Below are 18,000 nucleotides of genomic sequence, written 5' to 3'. Positions count from 1 at the left end.
AAATCAGGCACTCCTTCTCGTACGCGTTGACGGCTGCAAAACGATAAGCCAGAAAAAACCCCACAGCATCAACGACGCTGTGGGGTTTTATCGCCAACCTTACCGATACCGCATCAAACCACGCTGATCATCTCTGCACTCAACTGCGCCGCATTGAACCCCACCAGGGTGACACTGCTGTCCCCCGCCAGAATTACGCTGTCACTGCCATGCTGGGTAGTGGCTCCGAGCACAGCATCGGCATTGGCAAACAGCGACTTGGCGAACACCAGCAGGTCCTGCCCGTTCTGGTGAATGTTGAAGTCGCTGATCACGTCGTGGCCGAACCCGCGTTGATCGAAAACAAACAGGTCGCTGCCCACGCCACCGCTGAGTTGGTCATTGCCCAGCCCGCCGATCAAGACGTCATTGCCGCTGGCGCCATACAGCGCGTCGTTGCCCGTGCCGCCCAGCAGTGTGTCGTTGCCCTCGCCGCCGTGCAGCAGGTCATTGCCGGCGCCACCGTCGAGCCGGTCATTGCCGTTCTGGCCGAATATCAGGTCACGCGCGGCGGTGCCTTTGAGGGTGTCGGCCAATTGGCTGCCTTCGATGGATTTGGCATACGCCTTATCGGCGCCGAACAGGCCTTCGAAGTCGAGTTTGCCACTGGTCACCGTATAGGCCGGCGTGAGGACCTCGCCAATGCCACCGAAGAGCCCGCCGAACACGGGCACGTGGCCGAGGCTGTTGGCCAGGCCGGTTTCGAACTCCACGTGTTCTACGCCGTGCAATTCCTTCAGGCCGTATTGGCCGCTGCTGTCGTTGAGAAACAACGTGCCATCGCTGAGCTTCACCGCTTCGTAGGAAGACGCGGTGCCTTTGAGGAAGACTTTGTCGTTGCCCTCACCGCCGGCGACAATATCGGTACCGGTACTCACGCGGAAACTGTCGTCACCCTTGAACCCGTCGAGGAAGTCATCGCTGCGCCCGTCCTGCAGCTTGTCCGAACTGTCGGTGCCCAGCAGGAAGGCCGGTGTGCCGTAGTGGTTGGAGGTGGCGGTCTGTTTGTCGCTGACCCAGGTAAAGCTGCGGCTGATGGCGTCGAGGTTGCTGATGACGATGGTGCTGTCGCGTTCGATGTAATCGTAGAAAGTCGATTGGGCGATACGCTGGATAGGGTTGATGAAAATGCCTTCCAGGTGCGCGGCCCACCCTGACAGGTTGGCAATCGAAAACGGACCATTGGGCCAGGTTGGTAGCGCGTAGATCGTGTCGAACAGCACGATGTTGTCGGTGGTCGAGGTGTAACTGGCGTCACTGCCTTGAAGCGCGTCGATGATGGCGCTGCCCACGTCAGTCTCTTGCCCCGTGAGGCGGTGGACCACATCGTTTTCAAAGCCGAAGTTAAAGATTCCGTCGCTGTTGCTGGACTTGGGCGACTCCATGCCAAAGTAGTCCGAATCCTTGAAAAAGCCGTCTGCCAAAGTGTCCTTGCCGATATACATGCTGTTGGTAACCGAGCCACCCTGGCTGTAGCCGGTTACCAATACATCCTTGCCGCTCAGGTTGTGGTCGGTGGCGTAATCCTTGATTGAATTGAGCAGGTAGTCGTAGCCGTTGATATAAGAGTTATCGATCATCGCCGGCCAACCCAGCAGATCAATTGGCGAGTTGGTGCCGGCAATGGAAAAACCCATTTTGACTAATTGGCCGCTGTCATCGTATTGACCAAACACTCTGGCTTGAGAACCAAAGACGCCGTCGCCGGTAAAACTTCCAGTGATGTCGGTGTGGCTGCTATCAACCTGCAGTTCGCTCGCGCCGATTTCACGCCAGCCCTTGGGCAATGCGAAGGTGTTGCCCTCGCCCAGCACAAGCCCCGGAATGTTGTAGAGCGCGCCTACGGTGGCAACACCGCTGGTATAAGTGGCGAGGGTCCAGGCATCTGAAATCAGGACGCGGGCGTCTTGCCCCTTGTAATCGAATATAGCCATGTCAGTACTCCTTGAGCCCAGCGATCAACACCGAAAATCAACGGTAATACCTGATGCGTCGGGCTAAACAATATGCATTGAAGTTGTTGTTGTGCATTCTGTTCAGGCTGCTTCGTTGCTTAATATCGAGGTTAACCATTAAGGAAGCTCGTCAACACTAGCCTAGAAGTGCCGCCTTAAAATGACCGACTATCGGATGGCAAGGGTATGTACTCAGGGATATAGACGACAAAAGCGCCATAAGCGCTGTTTGTCGAACAAGAAGTGAAGTTCCGTGTTGTTCGTGACTAATGAGTCAAAGACAATTAAGCCCTTATAGCAAGTTGTGAACTGCAATAAGGGCTCAAGCAGTTCAGGTTTCTCTGGAACTCAGGAAGAATAAACCTCAGCACGTTGGCATACAGGCTGCTTGAACCTGGGCAATTGCTGACGGGCCAGTTGTGCCTGCACGCCCGCGACCGCTTCAAGCACTCTTTGCGCCCAATGCTCATCCTGCGGGTCAACCACCACCACGCGAAAGCCATGGTCGTTGCCTTCAAGGCGCACGCCCTCGGAATCGTCCACGTGCAAATCAATATCGAAGGCCGGCGGAAATTTCGACGGGGTGTTCGACAGCCCATGCACCGTGAGGGCGTGGTTATGCCGCTCGCTATTCACTACGCCGTCGACACGGATGCCGTACAGCATCAGCCAACGCCTGATGTAGGAAGGCGCCCTGCCCGATGAGGTGTAGACCCAGATACTGCAACCCTGGCGCCGCAGCTCCCGTGTCAACGAACGGGTGCCGATACGCAGCGGTTCTCCCCACCAACGATGCGCGCAGGCCGGCAGCCAACTGCTCTCGACATCAGCGTGGTCAAGCTGGCAGGCAAGCGTGTCGTCAATATCAAAGGAGATGCGTACGCGCGGGCGCTTGGCGGCACGCGTGAGGACCGCTTGCTGGACGGCTTGCACGGCTCGGCTGGCGAGTGTTGGATACCAGCGCATTAATGGCCTCCCTGATAGATAGGCTGTGGTGTATCGCTCAAGAAAAACGCCTTGGGATCCGGGGCCTGTTCCTCCAGGAAGGCGGCGTACTTTTTCTTGATCTTGGGCAATTCATACAACGCCTTGACCCCATGTTTGGCCGAGTTGCGGATTACCGAGGAAGGATTGAAGTAACCCTCGGCATTTTCCAACGTCAGCACAAACGGTGGCAACCCGGCACGCATCAGCAGATAGCTGACGATCAGCGAGCCACTGCGGTTGTTACCTTCGATGAACAACTGCGGCTTGCTGAGGATGCGCACATACACGCCGGCCGCACGCTTCCATACCGATTCACTGCGATACGCGCAGTACCAGTTGAACAAGTCCTTGATACCGCCTTCAACGTTGTTGAAGAAGTGCTCTTCGGTGGCGGCCAGGTGCTGCGCGTATTCCACGCGGCGCGCCGGGTCGCTACCGCAGAGCACGGTGGCGTTGATCTCCAGCATCAGGTCCAGATGATGAAGGTCAAACAGGTCAACGCCCCGTGCGACATAGTCGTCAACCAGCGCATAGCCTTCAAGCACGTTGAGCAGCACTTCGTCGGTCAAGGGGTCGCGCGGCTCGGTAAATTGCGTGCTGAGCTCGGCAAAGCGGCTCTGCACTTTACGGAGCGCGCGTTCAATCGCTGACAAATCAAGACGATGCGTTGCAGACATTGGCATTCCTGGGCTGACGGTGGCGCACGTGCGGTTTTTATCGAACATAGGGACTCAGCTGAACTTGCCGCTGATGTAATCCTCGGTCATCTGTTCACGCGGGCTGCCAAAAATCTGCGCAGTCGGGCCCATTTCCACCAGGTAGCCGGTACGCGTGCCCTGGGAAATATCCACCGAGAAAAACGCTGTGGTGTCCGCCACGCGAATGGCCTGCTGCATGTTGTGGGTGACCAGGGCGATGGTGTAATCCTTCTTCAGCTCCACCATCAGTTCCTCTACCCGGCGAGTCGCAATCGGGTCGAGTGCCGAGCACGGCTCATCGAGCAACAGGACTTCCGGCTCGGTGGCGATAGCGCGGGCAATACACAGCCGTTGCTGCTGTCCACCGGAGAGCGACAGGCCGCTGACCTTGAGCTTGTCCTTGACCTCGTCCCATAGCGCCGCGCCTTGCAGGGCGTGTTTGACGCGGTCACCGAGGTCGCCTTTGTAGCGGTTCAGGCGCAGGCCGAAGGCGACGTTGTCGAAGATGCTCATGGAGAACGGGTTAGGCTGCTGGAACACCATGCCGATGTAACGGCGCACCACCACCGGGTCTACACCCTTGCCATACACATCCTGCCCCAGGAAATGCACGTGGCCTTCGAAACGAAAGCCTTTCACCAGGTCGTTCATGCGGTTGAGGCTGCGCAGTACTGTACTTTTGCCGCAACCGGACGGGCCGATAAAACCGGTGATCTTGTTTTTCTCGATCGGCACATGGCTGTCACGCACCGCCATGAAATTACCGTAGAAAATCCGGTCCAGCTTGCAGTCCATGACCACAGGCGATTGGGTGACAAACGGAGCGGCTATTTGCGCAGTTGAGACGTTCAAGATTCAGATGCTCCCGTTCTTAATACTTAGGCTTGCCGAAGATACGGCTCACAATATTCACGACCAGCACGATCATCACCAACACCAACGAGGCCGCCCAGGCGAGCTCCAGCTGGTTGTCGAAGGGCATGCCGGAAAAGTTGTAGATCAACACGGCAAGGGAAGCCGTGGGGTTCATCACCGCCAGGTCGCCGTCGTGGTAGATCCAGTAGTTGCTGAACAGCGCGGTAAACAGCAACGGCGCGGTTTCGCCTGCGGCACGTGCCACGGCAAGCATTACGCCAGTGAGGATCGCCGGCAGGCCGGTCGGCAAGATGATCTTCCAGATCACTTGGGAGCGGGTGCAGCCCATGCCGTAGGCGGCGTCCTTCATGATCTTGGGCACCATGCGCATCGACTCTTCAGCCGTCAGCACCACAATGGGCAGCATCAATACCGCCAGGGCCACGCCGCCTGCCGGTGCCGAGTAGGTGCCGGTAGTCATCACCACCAAGGCGTAGGCAAACACGCCGGCCAGGATCGAAGGCAAGCCGGTGAGCATCTTGGCGGCAAAGCGTGCAGCGTTGGCCAATTTGCTGTCCGGCCCCAGTTCGGCCAGGAAGATCGCGGCCATGATGCCGACCGGCACTGCGATCGCCGCAGCGATACCGACCATCACAAAGGTGCCGGCCATGGCGTTGCCGAAACCGCCGCCCGTCTCGAAGCCGGTGGGCGGCAGTTCGGTGAACACCTCCAGGCTCAGGCGTGCGCCGCCACGGGTGATCAGCATGTAGAGCACCGAAATCAGCGGCACACTGGCCAGCAGCGCGCCAAACCATACCAATGTGGTCAACACCAGGCTGCGCAAGGCGCGGCCTTCGAACTTGCGCTGCAGGCTAGGTACCGCGGTGATAGGGGATGTGAGATTCGTCATCATCGATTACCCCGTTGGGCGTAGAGCATGATCATGGAACCAATGACGTTCACCAGCAGGGTGATGAACATCAAGACGAGGGCGGCGTACATCAAGACCTCCACCTCGTTGGGCCCGGCTTCGGGGAAGTTCAGCGCCAACAAGGCTGCCAAGGTATTGGCCGGCGCGAACAGCGACAGGGAAATGTTGTTGGCGTTGCCCACCAACATCGCCAGCGCCATGGTTTCGCCCAGCGCACGGCCGAGGCCGAGTACCAAGGAGCCAAAAATACCGGTGGCGGCAGACGGCACCATCACCTTGAGGATCGCCTCCCAATGGGTGGTGCCCATGCCGTAGGCGGCCTGCTTGGTTTTCATCGGCACGCTGGTGAGCGCGTCCTGGGACACAGCGGCAATCGTCGGCAGAATCATGATGGCCAATACCAGCGCCGCCGGCAGCAACCCCGGCCCGCTCAAGGACGTGCCGAAAAATGGTATCCAACCCAGTTCGCTGTTCAACCAGGTGGTCAGTGGCCGAATGGCCGGGATCACCACATAGATGCCCCACAAGCCGTACACCACGCTGGGGATCGCTGCGAGCAGTTCAACGATGGTGCGAAACACGGCGGCCAGCTTGGCCGGCAGAAAGTCCTGAGTCAGGAAAATCGCCATGCTGACACCGAAAAAGCCTGCAATCAGCAGCGCGATAAAAGCGCTGTAGAGCGTGCCCCAAATGGCCGGCAGGATCCCGTACTTGCCCTGGTTAACGTCCCAGACACTGCCAAAAAGCACATCGAAGCCGTGCTTTTCCATGCCCGGCAAGGCCTTGCGCCCCACCTCGAACACCAAGGCTGCGACCAACGCCAGAATCAGTATCACCCCGATTCGCGCGAGCCCACGGAAGGTGCGATCGACCAGGAAGTCTTTGGCCGAGGGAGGTTGGCAGGCAGAATCCCGATTAACCGGTACGACGAAAGGTTTGTTCATTGGCTAATTCCGGAACAGGGGGGAAACGCCCCCGGCGCGGCAAACAGCCCACACCGAGAGCGGCCTCACGGGTGTTACTGAATGTTGGCGGAGGCTTTGCGAACCTGCTCTACCACCGATGGCGGCAGCGGGATGTACCCCATCGAGTCGGCGATTTTCTGCCCCTCGGTCAGGCTGTACTCAACCATTTCGCGCATGGCCTTGGCCTTGGCGGGGTTGCCGTTGTCCTTGCGGAAAATCATCCAGGTGTACGAGGTGATCGGGTAAGACTTGGCACCGTCCGGGTCCGGCAACCAGGCCACCAGGCTTTCCGGCATCTTCACGGCGGCCAGGGCCTCGGCGCCGCTTTCGGCGTTTGGCACTACGTACTGGCCGGCCTTGTTCTGCAACTGGGCGAAGTCAACCTTGGCCAGTTTGGCGAAGCCGTACTCGATGTAGCCAATCGCGCCTGGGGTCTGGCGTACGGTAGCGGTCACACCATCGTTCTTGGGCGATTTGATGAATTTGTCGCTGGCCGGCCAGTTGACGGTGTTGCCCTCCCCCAGCGCGGTTTTGAATTCAGGGTTAATGGTGGACAGGTGCTTGGTAAATACCGCTGTGGTGCCGCTGGAGTCTGCGCGTACCACTACAGTGATTGGCGTGTCGGTGAGCTTCAGGTCCGGGTTGGCAGCAACGATCTGTGGGTCGTTCCACTTGGTGATCTTGCCCAGGAAGATATTGGAGTAAACATCGCGTGGCAGCTTGAGGCCCTTGGGATTGCCCGGCAGGTTATACGCCAGCACGATTTCACCGGCGGTCATTGGCAGCAGTTGCACGCCTTCGGCGACCTTGGCGATGTCTTCGTCTTTCATGGCCGAGTCACTGGCGGCGAAGTCGACGGTTTTATTCAGGAAGTCCTGCACACCTGCGCCGCTGCCCTTGGATTGGTAATCCACGGTGACGCCAGCGGTCTTCTTGCTGAAATCCTTGAACCAGGTGAGGTAGATCGGTGCAGGGAAGCTGGCGCCGGAGCCGGTGAGGCGTACGTTCTCGGCGGCGAAGGTCACGGAGGAGGCACACAGGGATACCGTAATGGCGAGTGCTGCGGACTTCATCAAGCTTTTCATTAAAAGGAACTCGTTGTGGTGACGGGCTCCCGAACTGTGAAGCAGGGTTGTTACATTTTTATGAAAATTGAATGGCGAGATGGCGATTTGTCCCACTTTGCCGCCACAGGGCTGAATTTTTAGGACGTGGGTTAGTAACAAAATAAGACTAGAGTGCTGTCTTCCTTCTAGCGGCTCTGATCCAGTGGCAGGGAGCTTGGTCCCGCGACGACCGGATAGCCGACGCTGTTCTAACTGACGCACCGCGATCCAAATGTGGGAGCTGGCTTGCCTGCGATGGCGGCCTGACAGTCAACGCAGTTAGACCGTGTACATATCCATTCCTGCGGTAACGGCCACCTAGGGTTCCGCTCTGACAGCGGCTCACTTTTGAAAAGCGCAAAAGTAAGCAAAACGCTCTTGCCCCACCACTCGGCACCTCGCCTAGGCTCGGTGTGCCCGTAATCCGCCAGTGATTTGGGGGGCCGCCGCCACGCGCCATCCATGGCGCGGGGCGGCTAAACCGGCATCCCTGCCGGTTTACCCCCCAAATCCCTGGCGAATTCCGGCCAGCGTGGTTTGACGGGGCGCCTAAGATCAAAAGCAGATCAAGAGCCGCTCGCTTCGCATCGTGGTTACCGTTTGCTGCTACAGCCTACAAAGTTGTGTAGATACCTATGGCCATCGCAGGCAAGCCAGCTCCCACATTTGGACCTAAGGGTGTCAGGGAAATAGGTGCTCTACTGTCACCCCCAGGGCTAGCGGCAGCCTGCCATCAGGCTCACTTGCCTTCAGTCAACGCGTTGTAGCTGGTGAACAGGTTGCGGTAGTCCGGAATGTGGTTGGAGAACAACGTCCCCAAGCCCTCGATGTCGTTGCGCCAGTCGCGATGCAGCTCGCAGGCCAGGCCAAACCAGGTCATCAGTTGCGCGCCGTTGGCCGACATGCGAGCCCAGGCCGATTGCTGGGTCAGTTCGTTGAAAGTGCCGGAGGCATCGGTGACCACAAACACTTCAAAGCCTTCGGCCAGGGCCGACAGCGCCGGGAACGCCACGCACACTTCGGTCACGACGCCGGCAATGATCAATTGCTTCTTGCCGGTGGCCTTGATGGCCTTGACGAAATCTTCGTTGTCCCAGGCGTTGATCTGGCCTGGGCGCGCAATGTACGGCGCATCCGGGAACAGCGCCTTGAGCTCGGGCACCAGCGGGCCGTTGGGGCCGGTTTCGAAACTGGTGGTGAGGATGGTCGGCAACTTGAAGTACTTGGCCAGGTCAGCCAGGGCCAGCACGTTATTCTTGAATTTGTCCGGGTCGATGTCACGGACCAATGACAGCAAGCCGGCCTGATGGTCGACCAACAGCACCGCGGCGTTGTCTTTGTCCAAACGAACGTAAGGTGTAGACATCTTCATACTCCTGATAAATAGAGGCAGCGCCCAACATGGGCTTACCGCAAAAGGCCCCAGCGTATTTAGGTGCGCTGTGAGTCTAGTACTTCGTGGTTGTTTGCCACTTCCTGGGCCTTGATGTAGCTCTCGATCAGAAGCTGGTAGTGCGGCATGGCCTGGGTGTAGACGTTGGCCCACTCCTGGGCATCCGGGCGGTTCCAGGAACCTTGCAGCTCCGACAGCGTGCCCATGATGTCGATCGGCACGACACCGGCCTGGGCCAGGCGTGCGACGGTCAGGTCGGTGGCCAGCCTGGAGTGGTTGCCCGAGGCATCGACCACCGCGAACACCTTGTAGCCTTCATGCACCGCCGCAATGGACGGGAACGCCAGGCATACGCTGGTCAGGGTGCCGGCGATTACCAGGGTCTTCTTGCCGGTGGCTTTGACGGCAGCATGGAACTCAGGGTTGTCCCACGCGTTGATTTCGCCACGGCGAGCCACATACTGCGCGTGCGGCGCGGCTTCGTGGATTTCCGGAATCAACGGGCCGTTGGGGCCCTGCGGCACCGAAGCGGTGGTGATGACCGGTATTTTCAGCAGGGTTGCGGCCTTGGCCAGCGCGATGGCGTTGGCACGCAATTGAGGAACATCAATGTCCTTGACGATCTGGAACAGACCACTCTGGTGGTCGATCAGCAACATGGCGGTGTCAGCGGGGTCAATCGTTGGCTTTTGACCATTGAAGTTTGCAGCGTTACCTGATGCAGTCATTTGCATTTCCTCTTGCTTGGCGATACCTCCCTGGCGTGTGCGCCGGAGCTGCGCCCGGCTGTGCCTGTACTTCCTGTAAAGACACGCTTGGGCAGCGACCTGGACGTGTGTCAGCTGGCCCACCCAAAAAAACAGTGGGACCACCTTAGTCATCGCGTTCGGGGTTAGGTAGTAGCTGAAACGGGCCGCTCCATCCCAGAAATGGAACAATGCCACTGCACCGTGGCAAGGGCACTTGGACGTGCCGGTCGTTACAATGCGATCATCGGCTCATTTCCAGGCAGGTGCCTTCATGGACATCAAACAACTTAAATTCCTGATCGCGCTGGAGCAGACCCGCCATTTCGGCCAGGCCGCCGCCCGCTGCAACATCACCCAGCCCACCCTGTCGATGCGCCTGCGCAACCTGGAGGAAGAACTGGGCCTGGAGCTGGTGACCCGTGGCCAACGCTTCGAAGGCTTCACCCAGGCCGGCGAACGCGTTCTGGCCTGGGCCAGGACCTTACTCGCCGCCCACGACGGCCTGTTCGCCGAAGCCGCTGCGTGTCGCGGCCAGTTGGTCGGTAACCTGCGCTTGGGCCTGGTGCCCCTGAGCGGCTTCAACCCGATCAGCTTCATCCAGGGCTTGTCCCACAGCTTCCCGGAACTCAAGTTCAGCCTCACCTCCATGAGCTCGGACAAAATCATCGAAGCCCTGGGCACCAACCAGTTGGACCTGGGCGTGTGCTACCTGGACCACGTCAGCCCCAACTACCTGGAGTTTTTCGAACTGGGCGAGACCCGTGTCGGCCTGCTGTACGACACCCGCCACTTCCACTTCGAAGGCACGCAGATGAGCTGGGAAGAAGCCGCCGAGCTGCCCCTGGGGATGATCAGCAATGGCATGCACTACCGAAAATCCATCGACTTGAGTTTCCGCAGCCGCGGTCTCGATCCCCAGCCGATTCTGGAAAGCGACTCCACCTATCAACTGTTCCAGGCCATTCACGAAGGCTTCTGCTGCGCGATCATGCCGTTGGACAGTGGCCTGGAAAGCCCCATCGAGAACCTGGCGTTTATTCACCTGCCGGATGCCAGCGTCCTAGCGCCCTTGGGCATGGTGATGCGCAAGACCGAACCGCGCTCGGCCATCGCCGAGAAATGCTTTGCCGAGGCCAGGCAGTTGTTTGCACCCAACACCCAGGCTTAGCGGACCTGGGTTTGCAGCGCGCACAAAAAAGGCGCTCCGCAGAGCGCCTTTTTACCGCCGATTGTTTTACTGCAAGCTGACCTGACGCAGCTCGGGCTTGGCCTCGCCACCAATCATGATGCGTTTTGGCTTGGCCTCTTCAGGCACTTCACGCAGCAGGTCGATGTTGAGCAAACCGTTGGTCAGGGATGCGCCACGTACTTCGATATGGTCGGCCAAGCGGAACGACAACCGGAACGCACGTTGGGCAATGCCCTGGTGCAGGTAAGCGACCTTATCGTCGGTTTCGCGTTTTCCGCCGGAAACCGTCAATACACCCCTCTCGACCTGGATATCCAGATCCTCCTCGGTCAGGCCAGCGACGGCGATGACAATGCGGTACGCGTCGTCACCGTGCTTTTCCACGTTGTGAGGTGGATAGGAATTCGGAGCCTCGCTGCGCAGCGCCGACTCGAACAGGTCATTGAAGCGATCAAAGCCCACCGATTGACGGAACAGTGGGGCCAACGACAGGGTAGTAGCCATTTTAAAATCTCCTGAGTTTCTCCAAGTGATTTAGTACGCGACCCGGATTCGGCATCGCGTGATCAAAAATTTATGGACGCGCAAAAGGAATTCAAGAGGGCTGAAAAAAATTTTTTGTGCAAGGAGCTATCACCGAACCCCTGGTGCGGTGGCCTGTGCTCTAATCACACTGCCAGGCGTGCTTTAACCCGTGAGCGCCTGAGACAGCCCTTGAGGTACAAAAAATGAAAATGACATTCCCGGCCCTGGCATTGGGCATCCTGATCTCCCAAGGCGCTCTGGCCGCTGGAGATGGTACGGCGGCGCTGGGAGGCGGTGTCGGCGGTGTGTTGGGCAATGTGGTGGGCCAGCAGCTCGGTGGCTCGACTGGCGCAGCCATTGGCGCAGGCGTAGGTGGCGCCGCCGGGAGTGCGGTGGGTGCGCAAAAGGGTAACAAGACCGAAGCGGCGATTGGCGGCGGTTTGGGCTCGGCGGGCGGTTCGCTGATTGGCAATCGCCTGGGCGGCTCCACCGGTTCGACCATCGGCGCGGGCGTGGGCGGCGCAGCCGGTGGCGCGCTGGGTAATAATCTGGCCGATGACGAGAGCGGTCATCGTTCCGGTGGTGGCAAGCACAAAGGCAACAAACATAAGCACAAGAACAAGCACCACTGATCGTCTGGCACGACTTGCCATGTAGGAGCGAGCTTGCTCGCGAAAAACTCACAGACGCCGCTTTTATTCAGGAAGCTCGCGTTATCGTTGACGTTTTTCGCGAGCAAGCTCGCTCCTACAGTAGGCGATGACGTTTACGGTTTGCCAGGGCCAATATCCCTTTACATCGGCGTGCTGCTCACCACCCGCAACGCCAGCCCTTCATAAGCGTCCAGCGTGATCGTGAACGCGCCCTCCTCGGTCAAATCGCCTTCCACCCGCTCATTGATGATATCCACCACCGGCCCCGGTGCGATGTTGGGCAGGTGCAGGGTTTCGGTGATTGGCGTGGCACCAAAGTTCAGCGCAGTGATTTGCGTGCCCTTACCCGCCGGCAGTTCGTGAACCATGATCAGCAAGCCGGGATGCTCGACATCTGGCACCAGGATCTGGCGGCTGGCGGCGATGTCGTAGGCGCGGCGCACGGCGAGGATTTTTTGCAGTTGGGAGGCAAAGGACTCCGGGTCCTGCAGTTGGCTGTTCAGGCTGCCATACAGGCTTTTGGAACGCGGCATTTGCCCCGCCGACAGTTCGGCGTCGGGGTTCAGGTCTACCAGATCATAGGCGCCACGGTGGATCCAGCGCGTGTCGCCATCGGCCATCAGGTGCGCCACGTCTTCGGCCGCCAACGGCAACGCGCCCACCAGGTCCCAGCCGGACAAGGCAAACACCCCAGGTTGCATGGCGTTGTACATCACCAGCAGCAAGTGGATCTGGCGAATCTGCTGGATATCCGTCGGGGTGATCGCCTCCAGGTCACGAATCCCCAGGGCTGCGGTGATGATGCTGGCGGTGGTGCAGGACACGCCGTTGGTGACGAACTTGAGGTTATACGGCGCATGTTCGCCGGTCAGGCGTTCGTACATCTGCTCGCGGATATGCTCGCGCAGGATGTTGCCGGGAAAGGTCTGGCCCTGGAACAGGAAGCTGTCATGGGCGTGCAGCGTCCAGAAGTGCACCAGCTCCAGGGTCAGTTCATCGTGGTTCTGTAGCGCGTGAATCAGCGAGCCAGGGTCGATGCCGAGGCTGTGCATCTGCCGCAGCATCAGGCGCAGGAACTCGGTGTCGCCCATCAACAAAGCATGCTGGTAGGCCGGCCGGGTGATGAAGTCATAGGACAGGTCGGCGCCGCCGTGGGACATGGATGCGATGTCGTCCACAGTGAGGTTGAGCTCCTGAAAACTGAACCCGCCCGCCTTGCGAATGGCGCCGCCGAGCAACTGATTGCCGGTGATCGACAGCGGATGGCTTTCGGACCAGGCCGTGCCATCGAGCTTGCGCTCCACGCCGAGAAAGCCGTTGGCGTCCAGGCGCAGGATTTTCGCGCCCATCACATCAATGGCGTGCAACGCATCACCAATGATCATCTGCTGCGCAGCAAACGAAGGGTCAAGCCAGTTCAGCGACGGCTGGCCTTCCTTGAAGTAATGCAGGTACACCCAGCGTCGCGGCTTGCCATCCACGCCGAGCACCACCGGGGTGGCGCTCCAGTCGGTTTCCTTGACGCCGGGCTCGAAGAAAATCACCCGCTGCAATTGGCCGACGATGTAGTGCTTGTCGCGCAGTGCGTCTACCTGGGAGGGGCTGAGGTTTTGTGCATCACGCCCGTCGGCCACGTCAGGCAGCAACGGCCAGTCTTCCTCGCGGATTTCGACCATGTGGTAGAGGCCCGGATAGTCCTCATAGGCCATTTCTGCCAGGCGAAAATCCGCGCCTTTGCCGGTGTGGGACGGGATCACATCGTCGATGATCACCGCATTGTGCGCGGCAGCCATGCGCGTCAACGCCTGTAACTGCGCCTCTGTGCCCAGTTGCGGGTCGATGTCGAAGCTGATGCGGTCGAAATTGCCGTCGATGGTCGGGGTGTGCTCGGTGCCAGACAAACCACCGGACTTCTTCAACGGGCCGTTGTGAATGCCCTGGATACCGATTTTGGACAGGGTATGCCACAAGGTTTCGTCGCCCAGCGCTTCCAGCACGGTACCGCCTTCGCGGGTGACAATCGACGCGGGGTAGGCAGTGAACCACACGGACGACAAGGCCGAAGCGTCACGCGGCCGTGTCTGGGCATAGGGCTGCTGCCACAAGCGACCTTGCCCCGAATACAGCTTGGCCCGCTGCCGCGCTGCGTGGAGCATGGAATGTTGCACCAGCCAGTTCACATGATCGTTGTTCGCCGCGGTCATAAGCTCGGTACCTGTCGTGGTGAAAAGTGTCGGTGTAAGCATATGAGGGGCGCGGGCGGCATTCGTTGCATCGCATTAGAACGCTTACCCTTTAGGAGCGAGCTTGCTCGCGAAAAACTCACAGGCGCCGCGTTCATTCAGGACGCCCGCGTTATCGTTGAGGTTTTTCGCGAGCACGCTCGCTCCTACAGAAGACATTCACCTGCGCTGCCGCCTTGTGTGGCTTGCCGGTACTGCCTTGGAGTGAAGCCTGTAGAGGATTTGAACTGCCGGGTAAACGCGCTGTGGTCGGTGTAGCCGCATTGCAGCGCCACCTCGGTAATCGGCAGCTCGGTATGCAACAACCGCCGGGCATGTTCCAGCCGGACTTTCTGGATCATTTGCCGGGGCGTGAGGTGAAACACGCGCTTGCAGTAGCGCTCCAGTTGCGCCACAGAAATCCCGGCGATGCGGGTCAATTCACCCAGGGTGACGCGGCGGTTGAAATGGCTGCGGATGTGTTCGTCCACCGCCGCCAGGCGCTGATAGGCCGGGTGGGTTTCACTGGCCGATTGCAGGTCTACCGAGATCCCGGCCAGGCCGATGATCGCGCCGAGCTGGTTGTACAGCGGCCACTTGTGGGTCAGGCACCAGCCGGGTTCGCGGGTGCCGTAGAGGTGCAATTCGAGTTGATCCTCCAACACCAGGCCTTGCTTCAGCACGCGCCGGTCCTGCTCGGTATAGCCGGGGCCCAATTGCGCGGGAAACACTTCAGCGCTGGTCTTGCCCAGCAACGGTTGCAGTTGCTTGAGGCCGCAGCGTTGCACCAGGGTGCGGTTAGCGAGCACGTAGCGGGCGTCGATGTCCTTGATGAAAATCGCGGCATTGGGCAGTACATCGAGCATCGGCAGCAACTGCTCTACCCCGCTCAATAGCTGCTCGATGCTGTGGGGTCGGCTGCCCTGGAAAAGGCTCGCGAACGCGCTCTGCAACATGACTTTATCTGCCCCTTTATTCGTCGACAGCCCGCAGATTGCGCCATGGGACGAGCGCTGTCGAGCGCGGCAAATTGTGCTGAATTCGTCATCCATCGCCGCATAAAACATCAATCCTCAGCCAGGCCTGTGGGTTCAGGATAGCGCCACTGCATGCCTATCCAATAACTCACAAGAAGGCGCCGCTATGTCAGGCCAAGGCAAGTTCAAGAAACAGCTGTCACTGATGGACCTCACCTTTATCGGGCTGGGGGCCATCTTCGGTTCGGGTTGGTTATTCGCTGCCAGCCACGTGTCTGCCATCGCAGGCCCGGCCGGGATTTTTTCCTGGTTGCTCGGTGGTTTCGCCGTGCTGTTGCTGGGCATTGTCTACTGCGAACTCGGCGCCGCCCTGCCCCGCGCTGGCGGCGTGGTGCGCTACCCGGTGTACTCCCATGGCCCGTTGCTGGGTTACCTGATGGGCTTTATCACGCTGATCGCGTTTTCCAGCCTGGTGGCGATTGAAGTGGTCGCCTCGCGCCAATATGCGGCAGCCTGGTTTCCCCAACTGACCAGGGCCGGCTCCAGCGACCCGACTACCTTGGGCTGGCTGGTGCAATTTGCTTTGCTGTGCCTGTTCTTCGTCCTCAATTACCGCAGCGTGAAGACCTTTGCCATCGCCAATAACCTGGTGAGCGTGTTCAAGTTCATCGTGCCATTGCTGGTGATCGGCGTGCTGTTCACCTTCTTCAAGCCGGAGAACTTCCAGGTGCATGGCTTTGCGCCGTTCGGCTTGTCGGGCATCGAGATGGCCGTGTCCGCAGGCGGGGTGATCTTTGCCTACCTGGGACTCACGCCGATCATTTCGGTGGCCAGCGAAGTGAAAAATCCACAGCGCACCATCCCCATCGCCCTGATCCTCTCGGTGCTGCTGTCGACGGCCATCTATGTGCTGCTGCAAACCGCGTTCCTCGGCGGCGTGCCTACCGAAATGCTCGCCAATGGCTGGGCCGGCATCAGCAAGGAACTGGCCCTGCCTTATCGCGATATCGCCCTGGCGCTGGGCGTGGGCTGGCTGGCCTACCTGGTGGTGGCCGACGCGGTGATCTCCCCCAGCGGCTGCGGCAACATCTACATGAACGCCACCCCGCGCGTGGTGTATGGCTGGGCGCAGACCGGCACCTTCTTCAAGGTCTTCACGCGCATCGATGAAAAGTCCGGCATCCCGCGCCCGGCGCTGTGGCTGACCTTTGCCCTGTCGGTGTTCTGGACCTTGCCGTTCCCGTCCTGGGAAGCGCTGATCAACGTGGTGTCCGCTGCCCTGATCCTCAGTTACGCGGTGGCCCCGGTGACCGTCGCCGCCCTGCGCCGCAATGCACCCGACATGGCGCGCCCGTTTCGGGTCAAGGGCATGGCGGTGCTGGGCCCGCTGTCGTTCATCATCGCTGCGCTGATCGTGTACTGGTCGGGCTGGAACACCGTGTCCTGGCTGCTGGGCCTGCAAATCCTGATGTTTGTGGTGTACCTGCTGTGTGCACGCTGGGTGCCGACCGCGCACCTGAACCTCAAGCAACAGGTGCGTTCCTCGGCGTGGCTGATCGGCTTCTACGCCGTGACCATCCTGCTCTCCAAACTCGGCAGCTTTGGCGGTATCGGCGTGATCAGCCACCCGTTTGACACCCTGGTGGTGGCGGCCTGCGCCCTGGGCATCTACTACTGGGGCGCCGCCACCGGCGTGCCCGCCCACTTGGTGCGCCTGGAGCAGGAAGAAGACGAAAGCGAAGCCGTCAGCGACGTGCACTACAGCGCCCCACTGTCCCCGACTACCCACTGATGGAGCGCCTTATGAAACGGCTGCACGTGATTGACTCACACACCGGCGGTGAACCTACACGCCTGGTCATGAGCGGTTTCCCCGCGCTGGTTGGCGACACGATCGCCGACCAACTGGACCACCTGCGCACCCACCACGATCAATGGCGCCGCGCATGCCTGCTGGAGCCCCGAGGCAATGATGTACTGGTGGGCGCGCTGTACTGCGCGCCGGTCACACCGGGAGCGACCTGCGGGGTGATCTTCTTCAACAACGCTGGCTACCTGGGCATGTGCGGCCACGGCACCATCGGCCTGGTTGCCTCACTGCACCACCTGGGGCTGATCCAACCGGGCGTGCACAGCCTCGATACGCCGGTCGGCCCGGTCGCGGCCACCTTGCACGACGACGGCAGCGTGACCCTGCGCAATGTGCCCGCTTACCGCTATCGCAAACAGGTGCCGGTTGAGGTGCCTGGGCATGGCGTGGTGCTGGGCGACATTGCCTGGGGCGGTAACTGGTTTTTCCTGGTGTCGGACCATGGCCATGAGTTGCAGATGGATAACGTGGAGGCCCTGACCGACTACACCTGGGCGATGCTCAAGGCTCTCGAGGCCCAAGGCATTCGTGGTGCAGACGGTGCGCTGATCGACCATATCGAACTGTTCGCCGACGACGCCCACGCCGACAGCCGCAACTTTGTGATGTGCCCTGGCAAAGCCTATGACCGCTCCCCCTGCGGCACCGGCACCAGCGCCAAGCTCGCCTGCCTGGCCGCCGACGCAAAACTGGCCGCAGGAGAACCCTGGGTACAAGCCAGCATCACCGGCAGCCAGTTCCTCGGCCGCTATGAGTGGGACGGTGAACACGTACGCCCCTTCATCACCGGCCGCGCCTACATGACCGCCGACAGCACCCTGCTGATCGACGAACAAGACCCGTTTGCCTGGGGCATCTGAGCCCTTGAACAATTCAACTGAAACCG

At 59.8% G+C, this 18,000-nt stretch carries 16 protein-coding genes; 4 read left to right on the top strand and 12 right to left on the bottom strand.

The window, feature by feature from the left end:
* Positions 1-113: 113 nt before the first annotated feature.
* The 9 genes from CRN80_RS23265 to CRN80_RS23220 all read right to left on the bottom strand — a co-directional run bounded on the left by CRN80_RS23265 (position 114) and on the right by CRN80_RS23220 (position 9,657).
* Positions 114-1,973: a calcium-binding protein gene (locus CRN80_RS23265; RefSeq protein WP_098951384.1), complete on the bottom strand. Its 1,860-nt coding sequence runs from the start codon at positions 1,971-1,973 to the stop codon at positions 114-116.
* A gap of 369 nt (positions 1,974-2,342) precedes the next feature.
* Entirely contained in the window at positions 2,343-2,960 is a 618-nt protein-coding gene (locus CRN80_RS23260) for a hypothetical protein (protein ID WP_032897162.1), read from the bottom strand.
* A complete protein-coding gene (locus tag CRN80_RS23255; RefSeq protein ID WP_032897161.1) occupies positions 2,960-3,658 on the bottom strand; it encodes a hypothetical protein in 699 nt (232 codons plus the stop codon). Before CRN80_RS23255 ends, CRN80_RS23260 begins: the two co-directional genes overlap by 1 nt.
* A gap of 54 nt (positions 3,659-3,712) precedes the next feature.
* On the bottom strand, positions 3,713-4,474 hold the full coding sequence (gene pstB / locus CRN80_RS23250; RefSeq protein ID WP_019817112.1) for a phosphate ABC transporter ATP-binding protein PstB: 762 nt from the start codon (positions 4,472-4,474) through the stop codon (positions 3,713-3,715).
* A gap of 76 nt (positions 4,475-4,550) precedes the next feature.
* The gene (gene pstA / locus CRN80_RS23245; protein WP_014718563.1) at positions 4,551-5,444 is read right to left on the bottom strand and encodes a phosphate ABC transporter permease PstA; all 894 of its coding nucleotides are present in this window, start codon (positions 5,442-5,444) and stop codon (positions 4,551-4,553) included.
* Positions 5,444-6,409, bottom strand: a complete 966-nt coding sequence (pstC, locus tag CRN80_RS23240) for a phosphate ABC transporter permease subunit PstC (RefSeq protein ID WP_098951383.1) — start codon at positions 6,407-6,409, stop codon at positions 5,444-5,446. The genes pstA and pstC overlap by 1 nt, the downstream gene beginning before the upstream one ends.
* Positions 6,410-6,483: 74 nt before the next feature.
* A complete protein-coding gene (gene pstS / locus CRN80_RS23235; protein ID WP_098951382.1) occupies positions 6,484-7,515 on the bottom strand; it encodes a phosphate ABC transporter substrate-binding protein PstS in 1,032 nt (343 codons plus the stop codon).
* 760 nt (positions 7,516-8,275) lie between these two features.
* The gene (gene ycaC / locus CRN80_RS23225; RefSeq protein WP_003191542.1) at positions 8,276-8,902 is read right to left on the bottom strand and encodes an isochorismate family cysteine hydrolase YcaC; all 627 of its coding nucleotides are present in this window, start codon (positions 8,900-8,902) and stop codon (positions 8,276-8,278) included.
* Between the two features lie 65 nt (positions 8,903-8,967).
* Entirely contained in the window at positions 8,968-9,657 is a 690-nt protein-coding gene (locus tag CRN80_RS23220) for an isochorismatase family protein (protein ID WP_032897157.1), read from the bottom strand.
* A gap of 292 nt (positions 9,658-9,949) precedes the next feature.
* Between CRN80_RS23220 and CRN80_RS23215 the strand changes: the two genes are divergently transcribed.
* On the top strand, positions 9,950-10,846 hold the full coding sequence (locus tag CRN80_RS23215) for a LysR family transcriptional regulator (RefSeq protein ID WP_003191544.1): 897 nt from the start codon (positions 9,950-9,952) through the stop codon (positions 10,844-10,846).
* Between the two features lie 66 nt (positions 10,847-10,912).
* On the opposite strand, the gene CRN80_RS23210 is transcribed toward CRN80_RS23215, so the two are convergent.
* Positions 10,913-11,371 carry an Hsp20 family protein gene (locus tag CRN80_RS23210; protein ID WP_003191546.1) on the bottom strand — a complete coding sequence of 153 codons (459 nt, stop codon included), beginning with the start codon at positions 11,369-11,371 and terminating at the stop codon, positions 10,913-10,915.
* 224 nt (positions 11,372-11,595) lie between these two features.
* Here CRN80_RS23210 and CRN80_RS23205 point away from each other — a divergent pair, with 224 nt between their 5' ends.
* Positions 11,596-12,024: a glycine zipper domain-containing protein gene (locus CRN80_RS23205; protein WP_034135058.1), complete on the top strand. Its 429-nt coding sequence runs from the start codon at positions 11,596-11,598 to the stop codon at positions 12,022-12,024.
* Positions 12,025-12,185: 161 nt separating this feature from the next.
* On the opposite strand, the gene treS is transcribed toward CRN80_RS23205, so the two are convergent.
* Both treS and CRN80_RS23195 read right to left on the bottom strand, forming a co-directional pair.
* Positions 12,186-14,249 carry a maltose alpha-D-glucosyltransferase gene (gene treS, locus CRN80_RS23200; RefSeq protein ID WP_098951379.1) on the bottom strand — a complete coding sequence of 688 codons (2,064 nt, stop codon included), beginning with the start codon at positions 14,247-14,249 and terminating at the stop codon, positions 12,186-12,188.
* A gap of 185 nt (positions 14,250-14,434) precedes the next feature.
* Positions 14,435-15,223, bottom strand: coding sequence for an AraC family transcriptional regulator (locus tag CRN80_RS23195; RefSeq protein WP_032897151.1), 789 nt, complete (start codon positions 15,221-15,223; stop codon positions 14,435-14,437).
* Between the two features lie 187 nt (positions 15,224-15,410).
* Here CRN80_RS23195 and CRN80_RS23190 point away from each other — a divergent pair, with 187 nt between their 5' ends.
* Positions 15,411-17,036, top strand: a complete 1,626-nt coding sequence (locus CRN80_RS23190; RefSeq protein WP_098951377.1) for an APC family permease — start codon at positions 15,411-15,413, stop codon at positions 17,034-17,036.
* 11 nt (positions 17,037-17,047) lie between these two features.
* Entirely contained in the window at positions 17,048-17,974 is a 927-nt protein-coding gene (locus tag CRN80_RS23185; protein WP_098951375.1) for a 4-hydroxyproline epimerase, read from the top strand.
* The last annotated feature ends 26 nt before the right edge of the window (positions 17,975-18,000 follow it).

It is taken from the genome of Pseudomonas sp. FDAARGOS_380 (genome assembly GCF_002591235.1).
In the GTDB taxonomy this organism is placed as follows: Bacteria; Pseudomonadota; Gammaproteobacteria; order Pseudomonadales; family Pseudomonadaceae; genus Aquipseudomonas; species Aquipseudomonas salmasensis.
This window is presented reverse-complemented; position numbering and strand designations above follow the sequence as displayed.